The 13,535-nt window shown below is 76.1% G+C and carries 15 protein-coding genes and 3 pseudogenes; 9 read left to right on the forward strand and 9 right to left on the reverse strand.

The genetic code is table 11. The features are described from left to right. Nucleotides 1-31 precede the first annotated feature (31 nt). Complete coding sequence (pip, locus tag OG900_38250) at nucleotides 32-1,006, reverse strand: prolyl aminopeptidase (protein WUH95438.1); 975 nt, start codon at nucleotides 1,004-1,006, stop codon at nucleotides 32-34. Between the two features lie 50 nt (nucleotides 1,007-1,056). Between pip and OG900_38255 the strand changes: the two genes are divergently transcribed. Together OG900_38255 and OG900_38260 are read left to right on the forward strand one after the other, a co-directional pair. Beyond that, nucleotides 1,057-1,533, forward strand: a complete 477-nt coding sequence (locus OG900_38255; protein ID WUH95439.1) for a MarR family transcriptional regulator — start codon at nucleotides 1,057-1,059, stop codon at nucleotides 1,531-1,533. A 341-nt stretch (nucleotides 1,534-1,874) separates the two neighbouring features. Further along, nucleotides 1,875-2,336: a lamin tail domain-containing protein gene (locus tag OG900_38260; protein WUH95440.1), complete on the forward strand. Its 462-nt coding sequence runs from the start codon at nucleotides 1,875-1,877 to the stop codon at nucleotides 2,334-2,336. Between the two features lie 178 nt (nucleotides 2,337-2,514). On the opposite strand, the gene OG900_38265 is transcribed toward OG900_38260, so the two are convergent. Together OG900_38265 and OG900_38270 are read right to left on the reverse strand one after the other, a co-directional pair. Then, nucleotides 2,515-2,754: a DUF6479 family protein gene (locus tag OG900_38265; protein WUH95441.1), complete on the reverse strand. Its 240-nt coding sequence runs from the start codon at nucleotides 2,752-2,754 to the stop codon at nucleotides 2,515-2,517. A 310-nt stretch (nucleotides 2,755-3,064) separates the two neighbouring features. Further along, nucleotides 3,065-3,328 carry a hypothetical protein gene (locus tag OG900_38270; protein WUH95442.1) on the reverse strand — a complete coding sequence of 88 codons (264 nt, stop codon included), beginning with the start codon at nucleotides 3,326-3,328 and terminating at the stop codon, nucleotides 3,065-3,067. 300 nt (nucleotides 3,329-3,628) lie between these two features. Between OG900_38270 and OG900_38275 the strand changes: the two genes are divergently transcribed. Both OG900_38275 and OG900_38280 read left to right on the forward strand, forming a co-directional pair. After that, the gene (locus OG900_38275) at nucleotides 3,629-5,788 is read left to right on the forward strand and encodes a helix-turn-helix transcriptional regulator (GenBank protein WUH95443.1); all 2,160 of its coding nucleotides are present in this window, start codon (nucleotides 3,629-3,631) and stop codon (nucleotides 5,786-5,788) included. 267 nt (nucleotides 5,789-6,055) lie between these two features. Next, nucleotides 6,056-6,616 carry a helix-turn-helix domain-containing protein gene (locus OG900_38280; protein ID WUH95444.1) on the forward strand — a complete coding sequence of 187 codons (561 nt, stop codon included), beginning with the start codon at nucleotides 6,056-6,058 and terminating at the stop codon, nucleotides 6,614-6,616. A gap of 343 nt (nucleotides 6,617-6,959) precedes the next feature. On the opposite strand, the gene OG900_38285 is transcribed toward OG900_38280, so the two are convergent. Together OG900_38285 and OG900_38290 are read right to left on the reverse strand one after the other, a co-directional pair. Further along, nucleotides 6,960-7,616 (reverse strand): ATP-binding protein, encoded by a 657-nt coding sequence (locus tag OG900_38285; protein WUH95445.1) that lies wholly within the window; start codon nucleotides 7,614-7,616, stop codon nucleotides 6,960-6,962. A gap of 6 nt (nucleotides 7,617-7,622) precedes the next feature. Beyond that, nucleotides 7,623-8,072, reverse strand: a pseudogene (locus OG900_38290) (hypothetical protein). A 181-nt stretch (nucleotides 8,073-8,253) separates the two neighbouring features. Here OG900_38290 and OG900_38295 point away from each other — a divergent pair. Continuing rightward, nucleotides 8,254-8,391: pseudogene (locus OG900_38295) on the forward strand (NAD(P)H-dependent oxidoreductase). A 49-nt stretch (nucleotides 8,392-8,440) separates the two neighbouring features. Here OG900_38295 and OG900_38300 read toward each other — a convergent pair. Together OG900_38300 and OG900_38305 are read right to left on the reverse strand one after the other, a co-directional pair. Beyond that, on the reverse strand, nucleotides 8,441-8,644 hold the full coding sequence (locus tag OG900_38300; GenBank protein WUH95446.1) for a hypothetical protein: 204 nt from the start codon (nucleotides 8,642-8,644) through the stop codon (nucleotides 8,441-8,443). 62 nt (nucleotides 8,645-8,706) lie between these two features. Beyond that, nucleotides 8,707-9,195 (reverse strand): nuclear transport factor 2 family protein, encoded by a 489-nt coding sequence (locus tag OG900_38305; GenBank protein ID WUH95447.1) that lies wholly within the window; start codon nucleotides 9,193-9,195, stop codon nucleotides 8,707-8,709. A gap of 487 nt (nucleotides 9,196-9,682) precedes the next feature. Here OG900_38305 and OG900_38310 point away from each other — a divergent pair, with 487 nt between their 5' ends. The 3 genes and pseudogenes from OG900_38310 (at nucleotide 9,683) to OG900_38320 (ending at nucleotide 11,299) form a co-directional block, all read left to right on the forward strand. After that, nucleotides 9,683-10,138 (forward strand): hypothetical protein, encoded by a 456-nt coding sequence (locus tag OG900_38310; GenBank protein WUH95448.1) that lies wholly within the window; start codon nucleotides 9,683-9,685, stop codon nucleotides 10,136-10,138. Nucleotides 10,139-10,281: 143 nt separating this feature from the next. Then, nucleotides 10,282-11,073: a hypothetical protein gene (locus OG900_38315; protein WUH95449.1), complete on the forward strand. Its 792-nt coding sequence runs from the start codon at nucleotides 10,282-10,284 to the stop codon at nucleotides 11,071-11,073. Between the two features lie 24 nt (nucleotides 11,074-11,097). Then, nucleotides 11,098-11,299, forward strand: a pseudogene (locus tag OG900_38320) (SigE family RNA polymerase sigma factor). Between the two features lie 98 nt (nucleotides 11,300-11,397). On the opposite strand, the gene OG900_38325 reads toward OG900_38320, so the two are convergent. After that, nucleotides 11,398-12,000 carry a hypothetical protein gene (locus OG900_38325; protein ID WUH95450.1) on the reverse strand — a complete coding sequence of 201 codons (603 nt, stop codon included), beginning with the start codon at nucleotides 11,998-12,000 and terminating at the stop codon, nucleotides 11,398-11,400. A 361-nt stretch (nucleotides 12,001-12,361) separates the two neighbouring features. Between OG900_38325 and OG900_38330 the strand changes: the two genes are divergently transcribed. Continuing rightward, complete coding sequence (locus OG900_38330; protein ID WUH95451.1) at nucleotides 12,362-13,015, forward strand: HD domain-containing protein; 654 nt, start codon at nucleotides 12,362-12,364, stop codon at nucleotides 13,013-13,015. 217 nt (nucleotides 13,016-13,232) lie between these two features. On the opposite strand, the gene OG900_38335 is transcribed toward OG900_38330, so the two are convergent. Continuing rightward, a complete protein-coding gene (locus tag OG900_38335; protein ID WUH95452.1) occupies nucleotides 13,233-13,391 on the reverse strand; it encodes a hypothetical protein in 159 nt (52 codons plus the stop codon). Nucleotides 13,392-13,535: the final 144 nt, after the last annotated feature.

Raw genomic sequence — 13,535 nt, forward strand, 5'->3', positions numbered from 1 at the left:
GCCGGGCCGCCGGGCCCGACGGCCCGGCAGGTCAGCCGGCGCTCGCCCCGGCGGGGCGGAAGGCGTCGGTGGCCGCCAGCACGGCGGCCCTGGTGGCGTCCCCCGACAGCCCGTGCCCCTCGCGGTCGACCAGCACCAGGCGCGCGTCGGCCCACACCTGCGCCAGCTGCCAGGCGATGTCCGGCGGCCCGCTGATGTCCATCCGCCCGTGGACCATCACCCCGGGGATCCCGGCGAGCCTTCCCGCACCGCGCAGCAGCTCCCCGTCGCCGAGGAAGCCGGCGTGCCGCCAGTAGTGCGTGACCAGGCGGGCGAAGCGCAGCCGGAAGCGCGGGTCGAGGTAGCGGGGATCGGGCCGGTGGCCGCCGTGGGTGGCCACGTGCACGTCCTCCCACCGGCACCACTCGGCCGCCGCCCGCTCGCGCACCCGCGGATCGGGGTCGGCGAGCATCACCGCGTACGCCTCGGCCAGGTCGCCCCCGCGCGCCGCCTGCGGCACCGCGTCGCGGAAGCGGGCCCACTGCTCGGGGAAGACCCGCCCCATGTCCCGCGTGATCCACTCCACCTCGCGGCGGGTGGTGCTGGTGACGCTGAAGAGCACCAGCTCCGAGACGCGCGAGGGATGCCGCTCGGCATAGGCCAGCGCCAGCGTCACCCCCCAGGAGCCCCCCAGCACCAGCCACTCGCCGACGCCCAGGTGCCCGCGCAGCAGCTCGATGTCGGCGACCAGGTGCGCGGTGGTGTTCGCCGCCAGCGAGGTCCCCCACTGCGCCGCGTCCGGCGTGCTGCGCCCGCACCCGCGCTGGTCGAACAGCACGACACGGTAGGCCGCCGGGTCGAACAGCCGGCGCCAGAACGCCCCCGCCCCCGACCCGGGCCCGCCGTGCAGGACCACCGCCGGCTTGCCCGCAGGATTCCCGCAGGCCTCCCAGTACACGCGGTTCCCGTCGCCGACGTCGAGCACCCCGTGCTCGTACGGCTCGACGGGGGGATAGAGCCCGGCCATGTGCGACGCACCCCCCTGCTCCGATCTGACAGCACTGTTACATTATCAGGGTGAGGAACCCCCCCGACCCGGCGGCCGTCGGCACCCTGCTGCGCCACGTCCTGGAACTGCTCGACGGCGACGTGGCCGGGGTCTACCGGGAGCAGGGCCTGCCCGACTACCGGCCCCGCTTCTCCCCGGTCGTCCGCGCCCTGCTGGCCCACGGCCCGCTGCCGGTCCGCGACCTGGCCGCCGCACTGGGCGTCACCCACTCCGCCGCCAGCCAGACCGCCGCCCAGATGGCCCGCGCGGGCCTGGTCACCCACACCGCCGACCCCCGTGACGCCCGCCGCCGCCTGGTCGAGCTGACCGACAGGGCCCACGCCCTGCTGCCCCGGATCCAGGCCGAGTGGAACGCGACAGCGGCGGCGATGAGGGAACTCGACGCGGAGCTGCCGATGCCGCTGGCCGACCTGCTGACCCAGGTGTCCCGGGCGATCGAACGCCGCCCGTTCGGCCTGCGCATCGCGGACGCCCGCCAGCGGTAGGCCCGCACGGCCCCGGGCGCCGGCGGCGCGGCCCGTTACCTTCCGCGCCCCCGGACGCGGGCACCCCTAGGACGCGTGTTCGCCGCCGCGGCCGCCGCCGGGCGCGTCGTGTGCCGGTAGCCGCAGGCGTGTCGCGCGGCCGGCCCGCGGCGGCGCGCCCGGCCGGCACCGTCCGTGCCCGCCGCATCCAACAGTTACCGATATGTCCGGAATTCGTAACGTCGTCCCGGTGATCCTCCGGCCGGGCCGGTATCCGGGCCACAGTGGTGCATCTCGGCACCGGCCGGGAGTAATAGCACCATTGGTACGGCTCCGGCCGTGCCCGCACGAAAGGGGACCAAGTGTCCCGTATCGCCTTCCGCTTGACCGCGACCGCCCTGGTGGCCGGCTCCGCCCTCGCCGCCGCGGCCCTGCCCGCGGCGGCCGCCGACCACGGCCGGCGTCACGAGCAGCGCCCGCAGGTGGTCCTCGGCGAGGTCCAGCACGCGGCCCCGGGCCGCTCCCACCGGTCGCCGAACGAGCAGTGGGTCACCGTCACCAACACCTCCGGCCGCCCGGTGAGCCTGGACCGCTGGACCCTCAGCGACTCCGACCACCACACCTACTGGTTCGGCCACGTCACGCTGCGCGGGCACCAGTCGGTGCGCGTCCACGCCGGCAACGGCCGCGACACCGGCCGCGACCTGTACCAGGGCAGCCGCATCGCGGTGTGGGACGCCTCCGACACCGCGACGCTGCGCGACAGCCGCGGACACGTCGTCGACACCGAGTCGTGGGGACGCCGCCACCACCACCACCGCTGACCCGGCCCCCGGGCCGGTGGACCCGCGCCCGGCCGCCCGCAGGGGCGGCCGGGCGCGCCGGCGTGTGCCCGGCCGGGCGGGTACGGGCGGGCGACGGCCTGCGCGGCGACGGCGTGCGCACCGGGCGCCCTCCGGCGCCTCGGGCGCGCACGCCTGGGCCCCGTCGGCCGGGCGGGTGTCACTTCGCCCGGCGGCGTGCCGCCCGCGCGGAGTGGTGGACCTCGCTCTGCTGCGGCTCGTGCCACGACCCGGCGCGCGGCTGCGGCGCCCGCCCTGCCCCGCGCCGGCGCGCGACCGCCTTGGCCCCCCACCAGAAGGCGAGTATCAGCACCCCCACGATGATGATGCCGAAGATCACAGCCCACGCCACGACGCCCGAAGACGCCAGCTCGGTGGTCTGCCGCACCGCTGTGTCCATGGGGATCCGCCTTTCCGCATACGCCTGCCCCGGGGCGCCTGCCCGCGACCGGAAGGGGCCCGTGGCGAAGCCGCCCTCCCGCTGCGGCTGCCCGACCAGCCCGCCGCGAAACAGCCCGCCCCGGGCGCCCCTGCCGGCAGCCGCCCGCCTGAGGAACAAGCACCCACCTCGATACGCGGCGGCAGCGCAGAGCCGGCCTCGCGCCGTACGGCGCCGGCACGGTCGCCGCCAGGTCCGCCCCCGCCGCGCACGGCCCGGTCGGCCACGGCTCCCCGCCGCCTCGCGTGCCGGACCGCGTGCCGGGTGCGGGTCAGCCCTTGCAGGCGGGGTCGGCCAGTACGACGGGCGCGGCCTCGCGCGTGGTGACGAACGCGCGGTAACCCGGGGCCCCGGCGACGCACTTGGTCGCGATGTTCGCGAACCCGTCGGGGAAGTTGGTGACGTCGGCCGGAGTGTCGTCCCCGCGGTGGCCGGAGACCGGCGAATCCCCCAGCCCCCGCCGGTCGCTGGAGCATCCGGACAGTGCCGACACCACGATGACAGCGGACACCGCCGCAACCAGACATCTCGTCATACGCCGCTTCATCGCATCCCCCACCTCGACCCGCACGCCCCCTCCGGGGCGGACGCCATGAAGGACACCCCGCGAGCCCACCCGGTTCCCCCGCCCCCCGGCCCGCGCCGCCCAGGTCGGCCCGGCCGCGAGGCGGGCCCGTCCCCGCACGACCGGGTCCGCCCGGCTCGTGGCGTGCCGCGCACGCCCGGGGGCGTCCGCGCGCCCCGGCAGCGGCGGGTGACACCCCTCCCAGGTGCGCGATTCGCACGCTATCCGATGTGCGATTCGAGATAGGGTCGGGGCCTGGAGGTGTGCGGTATGCCCACGGAGGACGAGCTGTTCGGCGCGGTCGACGAGCTGCTGGAGCGGGTGGCCGCCGCGGAGGCCCTGCCGCCGCCGGCGGAGCGCAGGCGGCTGCGGGAGGCCGCCGGGCTGAGCCAGGCGCAGGTCGCCAAGGCGGTCGATACGCGCAGGGAGGCCGTGGGGAACTGGGAGTCCGGCCGTACGGAGCCGCGCCCGCCGCAGCGCGCCGCCTACGCCCGGCTCCTGGAGGGCCTGGCCGCACGCTTCCCCGCCCCGCAGGCCCCGGCCGCCCCGGTACCCGGACCGCAGCCGGCCGCCGCCGTACCGCAGACGCCCGCCGTCCCCGCACCCCCGGCGCCGCAGGCCGGGCCCGCGCCGCGGCGTCCGCAAGCCGCCGCGCCCGCGCCGCGCCGGCCTGCCGCCGGTGCAACCCCCGCCGCCGCGGATCCGCGGTTCGCGCACGGGCCGCTGGGCGTGCTGGACGGCGACGGCCTGCTGTACTGCGCGGGCGGCCTGGTGCTGGAGTGCCCGGCCGCGACGGTGCCGGAGCTGGTGGAGTGGACGCTCGCGCAGGGCAGGCTCGGGGCGGTGCGGCTTCACCCGTGGGGGAGGGACTCCGACCCGCTGGTCGTGGTGACGGCGGCCGGCGCGGCCCGGCTGGGGCTGCCGGAGGCTCTGGAGGACCGGCGTGCGCTGCGGCTGCCGGAGGACCACGCGGCCGTACGCCAGATCGCGAAGGCGAAGTGGCAGCTGACCCAGCGCGGCTTCGGCCCGTGGGCCCGGATCTACCGGCCCGCGCAGGGGCGGCAGCGGCAGTGCGTGCAGCTGGCCGTGCTGCCGTGGGGCGCCCTGGACTCCCGGGCCTGGGCGGCCGCCGACCGGCTGCCGCCGGCGGAGCTCGCCCGCGTGCTGTCCCTCTACGCCGCCCGGGTGCTGACCCCGCGCGGCTCCACCGCGGTGGCCGGGCTGGAGCTGATGACCGCGCTGCGCCCGCCCACCCGGGCGGTCAGGGACGATACGGCCGGCACCTGGGCCCCGGGGCCGGTGCCCGGCTCGCTGACCGCAGCGGTCGACCCGGCGCCGCCGGAGGCCCCGGACGAACACCCCGTGGTGGCCGCGTCGTTCCCGCGCGGGCAGCAGCGCACGCAGGCCGACGTCCTGGACGAGGAGGCGTTCGACTGGGCCCGCGACCCGCAGGCGCTCACCGACGCCGAGTGCGCGAAGCAGTTCGCGGTCGGCGTCGATGTGAACACCGCGTTCCTCGCGGCCGCGAACCGCCTGCCGGTCGGCCTGTCGGGGCCGGAGCACGTGAAGGCGCCGCGGTTCGACAAGACCGTCCCGGGGTCGTGGCTGGTGGACCTGTCCGGTATCGGCATGGACCCCCGGCTGCCCAACCCGTTCACCCCGCACGGCCACCGCCCCGACGGCCCGGCCTGGTACGCCACCCCGACCGTCGCCTACGCCGCCGAGCTGATCGACACCTACGGCCTGCCGCTGGCCGTCGCGCCGATCGAGGCGTACGTGCGCAGGGACGCGGGCCCCTACCTCGACCCCTGGTACAAGCACCTGTCCGCGGCGTACAAGCAGACGATGGCCGACCTGGGGGTGACCGCCGATCTGAGCGCGGGGCAGTTCCTCGCGGCGATGGCGGCCCACCGGCAGGCCGACCCCGGTCTTGCCGCGGTGCTCTCCGCGATCAAGTCGACGGTCAAGGGCGGCATCGGGAAGCTGCGCGAGCGCCCGCAGGGCGCCGCCTACCGGCCGGGGGAGCGGTGGCCGGCGCTGGAGCGCCCCACCTGGCGCCCCGACATCCGCGCGGCCGTCGTGGCCGCGGCCCGGGTGAACATGCACAGGAAGCTCCTCAAGGTCGCGGCCGCCACCGGCGGTATGCGCCCGGCGGCCCGGGTCGGCGGGGTGTGGACGGTGCTGCCCGGCCCGGGCGCGCTGACGCCGATCGCGGTGCTCTCGGACTGCGCGCTCTACCCGTCGGCGGGCCCGTCGCCGCTGGACGTGCTGCCCTACGACGCGGCGGGCAAGCCGGCCCCCGGCACCTTCCGCCTCGGCGTCTCGCCCGGCATGGTCAAGCACGAGGGCACGCGGCCGCTGTACTGGGCGGTGGAGCTGCTGGAGCAGGAGACCAACCCGGCCCGGCACATCAAGGCCGACGAGCCGTAGGCACCGGGCACCCGCAAGCGTCCGCCCCCGACGCCTTCGACCCGGCCGCTCTGCGGTGCCACCGGGAGCGCCTGCCGCCCCTGCCGGGCCCTACCCCGGGCCGCGGCCCTGAACGTCCCGGGGGCTGCGGGGTCCCTATCCTGAACGGGCCGTCCCGGCATCCGCGAACGGCCCGGGGCGGCCCGGCAGGGAGGCGCGATGATCCACAGGAACGGGCAGCGGGGCCCCGCTGCCCCGCACGGCACCCCGGGCGGGGGGGAGTAGGGCGTGGGCAAGCTGCAGGACAGCCTGGAGCGGGCGAGCGCGGCCGCCGCGACCCGCCCGGTGCCGAAGTCGGCGCAGGCGCGGATGCGGTTCCTGCTCAAGCAGGCCAAGGGCTCCACCCGGGTCGTGGCCGACCGCCTGGGGGTCTCCCAGCGCACGGTGGAGCGGTATCTCAAGGGCACGCTGCGCCGGCCCCGCAAGGACCTGGCCGCCCGCCTGGAGCGGGAGGTACGCCGCGACTGGCAGCCGCGGGTGAAGGCCCGCGCCCGCAGGCACGCCGCGACGTCGGGCGGCATCACGGTCGAGACGCGAGCGCAGCTCGGCTACACCGGCGCCCCCGGGTCGAGCGACCAGGACCGGACCCGGCTGCTGACCCAGCACCTCCCGCCGGCCTACGCCGCCCGCCTGTTCGACGCGCAGGCCGCCGGGGCGGGCGAGACCGACCTGCAGGCGATCGTCGCCGAGGGCCTGCGCGACCTCTACTTCCGCGACCGCGGCCGCCGCGCCCGCTCCCTGGAAGAGGTGCGGATCAACCACATCGACTACATCGAGATCGGCTTCTGACCAGGCACGCGGGGGCGTAGGGCCGTCGCCCGGGTGAAGCTCAGCACTCCCGCTGTCCCTGCCGGCCCGGTCCCGTTCACGGGCACGCCTGTTCCCGCCCCTACCATTTGGGCTGATCTTTTGCCCCCGGCGTCGCGTGGCCCACTGCGACTGTGCCAGGCTTAACCGACAACAGTTCGAAATGGGGAGCGCCCGTGGACTCTTTCGCTGATGCCGCTCCGCAGGACGGACCGCAGCTGTCGGTCTCCTGTGCGCTGGGGTCTCCCAGCGTGGTCACCGTGCGCGGGGAGGCGGACCTGGACACGGTCGGCCTGCTGCAGGAGGCGGTGGACCGGGCGCTGGGTCACCATCCCCACCTGGTCTTCGACCTCGCCGGTGTGACGTTCGCGGACTCCACCTTCCTCACGGTGCTCCTGCAGGCCCGCCAGACCGCGCTGGGCCAGGGCGGGAGCATCCTGCTGGCCGCGCCCAGCAGCAGCGTCCAGCGCCTCCTGGGCGTGATCGGGGCCGCCGACCTGTTCCCGGTCTCCACCACCGGACAGCTCAAGCACTCCTGAGGACGGCCCGCGGCACCCACCAGGCGGCCGGCGGCCGGCAGGGGAGCCGGCGGGGGAGCGGGCGCGGTGCCGGGGGCGGTGAAATCGGCCCAGACCTGCTTGCCGCCGCTGTGCGGGACCGCGCCCCACGACCGGGCCAGCCGGTCGACGATCACCAGCCCCCACCCGCCCGCGGGAGGCGGCCGCAGCACCGGCAGGGCCGGCGAGCCGTCGCTGACCACGACCCGCACCCGCCGCGCGTCGAAGACCAGCAGCAGCCCCGCCGGCCCGCCCGCGTACCGCAGCGCGTTCGTCACCAGCTCCGACACCGCCAGGGCCAGCACCCCGACGTCGGGGTGCCAGCGGGTCGGCCAGGCGAACTCCTCCACCTGCCGCTGCGCCCACCGGCGCACCCGGGCCACCTCACCGGGAGCACCCCAGACCGCGACGAACCGCTCAGCCATCACCGATCATCGCCAGCACACCTTCCACCGCCCGCCGCGCACGGCCCGGTGCGGCCACCGGGCGGTCACACCACCCGCCTGCCCCGGCCGGCGATCCCCACCGCGCACGACCGCGTGCTGCCCGCCCCGCGGGCGCTGCTCGCGGACCCGGGTGTTCACGGCCGGGTGCGCGTCGTCGCCGTCCGCGTACAGGCCGCGCTGGGCCTCCTGGAGGAAGAGGTGCCGTGCGGTGTCCGGGCCCGGTATCGGCCGGCCGAACAGGAGCCCGGCCAGGAGGTTCCCGGCGAGCACGTCGAGCCGGTGGCCCATGATCGGCGCGGGCGCGCCGGCGACCAGGTCCAGGACGCGCAGCAGCTCCGGCCGGACCGGCCCGCCCGGCGCCTTCGCGCGGCGGCGGCGCTGCCGGGCGAGCCGGTGGAGGTGCCCGCGTTCGGTCTCGTCCAGGCCCAGGGCGCGGGGCGAGCGCCAGGAAGCCCGCAAGATCGTCCACGCCCCCGATCACGGGCACGGCACGGCCCGCGAGGGGTGGTCCTGCCTTTGCCAGGAAGTCCCCTCCGACGGACAAAGGCGCCCCTGTACGACGCGGTCCGGGCGGGCCGGGCATCGGTGGCGACACACCCCGTCGAAGGCCACAGCCATGAAGGCGCTCATCGTCTGCGCCCACCCCGAACCGCGCTCGCTCAACGGCTCGCTGAAGGACCTCGCGGTCTCCACCCTCCAGGCGGCCGGGCACCAGGTGCGGGTGAGCGACCTGTACGCGATGGGCCGGAAGGCCGCGGCGGGCGGGGTCCCGCGGCGGGGCGCGTACGCGGGCCGGCCTGCCGTCAGTTCGGTGCGCTGTGGGCGCGGTGTCTCCGCCACCGGCGCTTGGCCAGCGTCCACAGCCCCGCGACGGCGGCCAGCACGAGCCCGCCGAGCCAGGACTGGCCCCAGGGATGCCCGTGGCCGGTACGGCCGCCGAAGTGCCACACCAGTACCCCGGCCGCGTACATGCCGACCGCGATTCCCGCACCCCGTAGCCGTCCCATGCCCACCGGCTACCCGAAGTCCCCCGCCGGACACCGGACATCGGCGCCGGCCGGGCCCGCCGTCACCGGTCGACGTGGACCCGGACAGCCCCGCCGAAGGGGGCCGGCCCGCCGCCGGCGGTCAGCAGCACGTCGAAGGGCTGCCGCACCCTGCGACGCGTCAGGCGCCAGACCCCGTCCCTGCGGCGGTACTCGTCTTCGTAGCTGCCTCCTCCGACCACCCAGTGGCGGTCGGGAAGCTGCGCCAGGACCACGACGTCGGAGCGGCCCGTCGCCGCGTCCCCGCTGACGGCCACCGTATGGTTCGCGGTGGCGTGCTGCATGACCGGGAAGGTCCGCCACTGCTGCTCGACCGCGGCGCAGATGGCCTCCAGCCCGATGAAGACGCGGTTGGGCCCGGTCTCCCATATCGCGTCCAGTGCCCATACCGCCTCCCAGCGGAGCCGGTCGCGACGGTCGGCGCCCACGCAGTAGTCATGGGCTAAACGGTGCAGCGCCAGCTCCGCCTCGATCGCGTCGAGGCGGGCGGCCAGAGCTTCCAGCGTAGTCATGCCGGGCACGCTACCCAGCGCCGGAGCAGCCCGGCAGGGGTCCGCCGGCCACCCCTGCCGCCTACGTGAGACAGGGACGGGCTCCGTCGTGGCCGCGGAGCGCGTCCGCGCGCGCCGGGCCGATGACCGAGCTGCCGGGCCGGCGCCACGCGGCGCGCGGGACCTCGCTGCCGGCGCGCGTGCGGGGGCCGGCCGCCGCTGCTGCACCGCCGGCCGACCGGCGCGGCCCGGCGGTCGACACGGCGCCTCGCCCGTCCTTGCGGGCGCAGCCTGGGGGGCCGTGCGGCACCCGCATCCGGGTTTCCGTGGTCGTCGACGAAGCGCACGCTCCCGCCCCGTCGCGTGCCACCGAAGTCGGACCGGCACGGATCCAAACGGTTTCCGCTCACGTCCTAAGGAGTGGGGCGCCCCGGGTGGCGCCGGAGACGCGGCGAGACGCGGAACCGGGGCCGGACCCGCCGGTGACGAGGCGATCACGAGGGGGACCATGCGCCGAACCGTGGGGGAAGCGGCAGGCGGCCGGCAGCGGCCGCCGGCCCACTGGCAGGCGGGCACCGGAATGCTCGTGGCCGTCGGACTCCTGGACCTCTTCCTCGTCGGCGGCGCCGCCGTCGCGATCGTCGGCGATCCCTCGTGGTGGCGCGACCCGCTCTACGCCCTTGCCTTCATCCCCTGGGCGGCGGCCAACCTCCGCAGCCTGCGCTGGCGGATCACCGCGGTCCCACAGGGCCTGCGCGTCCGGCTGTGGGGCACGACCTCACTCCTGCAATGGGATTCCCTGCACAGCGTGGTGTCCGCCAGGGGCGGTGTGCTGGCCGTCATCGGGAGGCACACCGACGTGGTCGTCACCATCCGTTTCGCGGGGCCCTTCGCCGCGAAACGGATCGCCGCGGAGATCGACGCCATGATCGCGGACCCGGCGCTGCGGCCGCCCGCCCGGTAGGAGGCACCCGGCCGGCTGCCCGCTGCCCCCTCCCGGGTGCCACCGGGCAGCCGCTGCCACGCAACGCCGCCGGCCGTGGGCGGACCCTGCGGTCGGGCTCGAGCCGATCCCCCGCGGCACGGGGGCCCTGCGGGGAGGAACACATGACCGTACTGCACCATTGCGTCTCCGTCGTCGCCGTGACACCCGAACAGTTCGGGCAGCTCGCCGAGTCGGTCCTGGACTTCGCGCAGTCCACCCGGAGCCGGGGGGAGGCGATCGCCGTGGAGGACGGGCGGACGGTCCCGGACGTGCGGCTGGTGAAGGGGCGCCACCTACGGCCCGGCGCACGGTACGACCTCTCGCACGCCGGCGGCACGGGCACGGCGGTCCTGGCCATACAGCAGTGGCAGCGCGGCAGGTCGATCGCCGTCGAGCAGGTGGTGACGTCGGACGAGGGGACGACGCGGACGGCTGTGCGACTGCGCGCCCCCGACCGTCCGCGGCTGCTGGAGGCCGACATACGGGTGCGGGGCTCCCAACCGCTGCGGCGGGTGGCGGGGAAGGGCCAGGTGGATCTGGCCGCTTGGTGGACGGCTGCCGCGCTCACGCCCGGGACGCCGCCGACCGCGCACGCCCCGGCGACGGCACGGCTGAGCCACCCGCTGGGCCGCGCGCGGCTGCACCTGCGGCCGCGGCGCGCGCGGGACGGCCGGTGGGAGGTGGGCGTCACCGTCGCCGTGAACGGGCGCTGGCTGCTGCGGCCCCTGGCCGCCTTCGCCCTCATGGTGGCCGGGCGGCCGGTGCGACGGGAGTTCCGGTCCGCGGTGGAGCAGGCCGCGGGCGCATGGGATCAGGCGATCGGCGAACTGCTGGCACTCAGTCCGGACGAGCTGCGGGCCCGCCTGACAAGGCTCGCCACCGAACGAACCGAGCACGAGCCGCCCGCCCCTTGAGCGGGCCGTGCCGGTCAGCCGATCGAGATCCTGGAGCGCGACCATCTCAAGGAGGCGACGCGCTCGCTGCAGCGCCGCCGGCGCGAGGTGCTGGTGCCGCGCTGCCTCGCGGACACGACCGGGACGCAGGGCGCCGAAACCCTGGGCCTGTCCGTGGGCTCGGGCATGCGGTTCCCGCGGCATCGCGGCCCTGCGCGCGGCGATGGGACGCACACCGCCCAGCTGACCGGGAGGGCCGGAACAGGACGTCGGCGCTCACCGCGGACCCGCCGGCCGACGGGGCCCCGGCGGTTGCCGGGACCCCGTGAGCTGTGCGCAGAACGGTCAGAAGCCGGTGCCGTCCTGCCGTGCGACGGTGGCGGTGTCGTTGCCCCGGTCGGCGTCGGTGATGCCCGGGGGCAGGGAGGTGACCGTCGCGACCGCCGCCACGCGGTGCCAGGGCGCGTAGTGGCCGACGGTCCAGCGGTAGGTGACGGCTTCGCCGGGGGCCAGGCCCCTGGTGGTGATGATCTCCCACGGGGACACGGCGTTGTCGATGACAGGGGCGGGCACCGCGGTGGTGCCGTCCCCGCCGAGGACACCGACGGCGTGGACCTCGTTGCACATCCGGCTGGAATCGCCGTGCGCGCAGATGAAGGGGGGTACGGCGAGGTTGCGAACGGTGAAGAACACCCTGACGCCTGCCGGGATGGCGGTATCGCCGGTGTTCGTGATCCAGCCGCGCCCGGACCCCCCGAGGACGCTGTTCGGCTCTCCGGGCCGCGGCGAGTCCAGGGTCAGGGAGACGGCGACGTCGGGTCCCGCCGCGGCGGACGCCGGCCCGCCGGCGAGCAGGGTTCCCAGGACCGCGGTCGCTGAGGCCAGGGCGGCGATCCGGCTACGGTGCCGTGCCAGGCGCCTGGCGCCCGCCAGCGTGTGGTGTGCCATGGGCTTCCTCTTCTGTAGGGGTGTGCCGAGGGGGAGGATCCTGGCGCACCGGGACGACGTCACGAAGGGAGGGAATCGCGGATCGGGGGAACACGACCCGCACGGGTGACACCCGGCCTTGGCCACCTGGCGGATCGACCGCGGGCCGAGCCGCACCTGGGGGTGCGGCGCCGTGGTGCCCGCGTCCGGAAGCGACCGCCGGGGGCCCCACGCAGATCCGCTCGGCCAGAAACGTGTCCGGGACCGAGGGATTCCTGTCCCGGATCGTGGATGGCGGACGACCGGCGGCCAGCGAGACTCGAAGAGAGCCGCCAGGCGCCCGAACACGAACCGCAGCAGCCCGACGAGCAGGAGAGCGCAGATGCCCGAGACCGTCGCGGGAATCGAGATCCCCGACAGCGGCCTGGTCCGCGCCGCGACCGAGGTGACCCGGCAGGCGGCCGACGACCCCGCCGACGGGGACACGCTGTACCACCACTGCCGGCGCGTGTTCCTGTGGGGGATGCTGAAGTCCCGGGCACGGGGCATCGAGGTCGACCCCGAACTCGCCTACGTCGGCGGCATGTTCCACGATCTCGGTCTGACCCGCAGGTACCGCACCGGCGGGCAGCGCTTCGAGATCGACGGCGCGGACGCCGCCGAGGCGTTCCTGCGCGAACACGGCAGGAGCCGGGCCGACGCCCGCGACGTGTGGCTCGCCATCGCCCTGCACACCACCCCCGAGGTGCCGCTGCGCCTGGCCCCGGAGACCGCGGTGGTCACCCTCGGGGTCGAGACCGACGTCCTGGGCCTGGACCTGGACCAGATCAGCGACACCGACAAGCGCGCCGTCCTTCTGGCCCATCCGCGCCCCGATTTCAAGCGCCGGATCCTCCACGCCTTCTACGAGGGCATGGCCGAGCGGCCCGACACCACCTTCGGAACCATGAACGACGACGTCCTGGCCTACTTCGACCCGTCCTTCAAGCGGACGAACTTCGTCGACACCATCTTGCGCAACGCCTGGCCGGAGTAGGCCCGCCCCGGCCGCCCTGCCGTGGGCCCGCGAACCACGGGAGGCGACTGCCGGCCCGCGGATCCGCGGGAGAGAGCCAAGCCGACCTTCACCGCGCCCGTCGGGAGCGCAGCCGGGCGCGTGTCCCAGCCCGCTTCCCTCTCCCGGACCCGGAGCGCCCGGCCGGGTGCCCGAAGCCGCGGGGACGGGCGGAGGCGTCCCGGTGGTCGCTGCGGCTTCAACGCCGGCGGAAGAGCAGCAGCCGGAGGGTTTTGCGGGCGTCGCGGCGCCGGTCGGGGCGACGGGCGAGCAGGGAGGTCAGGGCGGCCGTGACGACGGCGGCGCCGTGCAGGGCGCCGGTGGCGATGGGCAGCAGGACGATCGCGTGCGGCAGCATGGGCGTGCCTTCCGGTACCGGGGTTGCGGTGTGCGGGTCGCGGGACACCCCGGTTCTCCGCCGTCCGGAGGGTTTCCGGCAACGCCCCCTGGCCGGCGGCGTCGCCATATAGCCTGGTGAGACCCGTAAAAGGGAGTTTCCTGA

It is taken from the genome of Streptomyces sp. NBC_00433 (assembly GCA_036015235.1).
Classification (GTDB): Bacteria; Actinomycetota; Actinomycetes; order Streptomycetales; family Streptomycetaceae; genus Actinacidiphila.

Bases quoted from the DNA above. Each gene is read 5' to 3' on its own strand.
- pip (WUH95438.1), bottom strand. From the start codon at position 1,006: ATGGCCGGGCTCTATCCCCCCGTCGAGCCGTACGAGCACGGGGTGCTC.
- OG900_38265 (WUH95441.1), bottom strand. From the start codon at position 2,754: ATGGACACAGCGGTGCGGCAGACCACCGAGCTGGCGTCTTCGGGCGTC.
- OG900_38270 (WUH95442.1), bottom strand. From the start codon at position 3,328: ATGACGAGATGTCTGGTTGCGGCGGTGTCCGCTGTCATCGTGGTGTCG.
- OG900_38275 (WUH95443.1), top strand. From the start codon at position 3,629: ATGCCCACGGAGGACGAGCTGTTCGGCGCGGTCGACGAGCTGCTGGAG.
- OG900_38285 (WUH95445.1), bottom strand. From the start codon at position 7,616: ATGGCTGAGCGGTTCGTCGCGGTCTGGGGTGCTCCCGGTGAGGTGGCC.
- OG900_38300 (WUH95446.1), bottom strand. From the start codon at position 8,644: ATGGGACGGCTACGGGGTGCGGGAATCGCGGTCGGCATGTACGCGGCC.
- OG900_38305 (WUH95447.1), bottom strand. From the start codon at position 9,195: ATGACTACGCTGGAAGCTCTGGCCGCCCGCCTCGACGCGATCGAGGCG.
- OG900_38310 (WUH95448.1), top strand. From the start codon at position 9,683: ATGCGCCGAACCGTGGGGGAAGCGGCAGGCGGCCGGCAGCGGCCGCCG.
- OG900_38315 (WUH95449.1), top strand. From the start codon at position 10,282: ATGACCGTACTGCACCATTGCGTCTCCGTCGTCGCCGTGACACCCGAA.
- OG900_38325 (WUH95450.1), bottom strand. From the start codon at position 12,000: ATGGCACACCACACGCTGGCGGGCGCCAGGCGCCTGGCACGGCACCGT.
- OG900_38330 (WUH95451.1), top strand. From the start codon at position 12,362: ATGCCCGAGACCGTCGCGGGAATCGAGATCCCCGACAGCGGCCTGGTC.
- OG900_38335 (WUH95452.1), bottom strand. From the start codon at position 13,391: ATGCTGCCGCACGCGATCGTCCTGCTGCCCATCGCCACCGGCGCCCTG.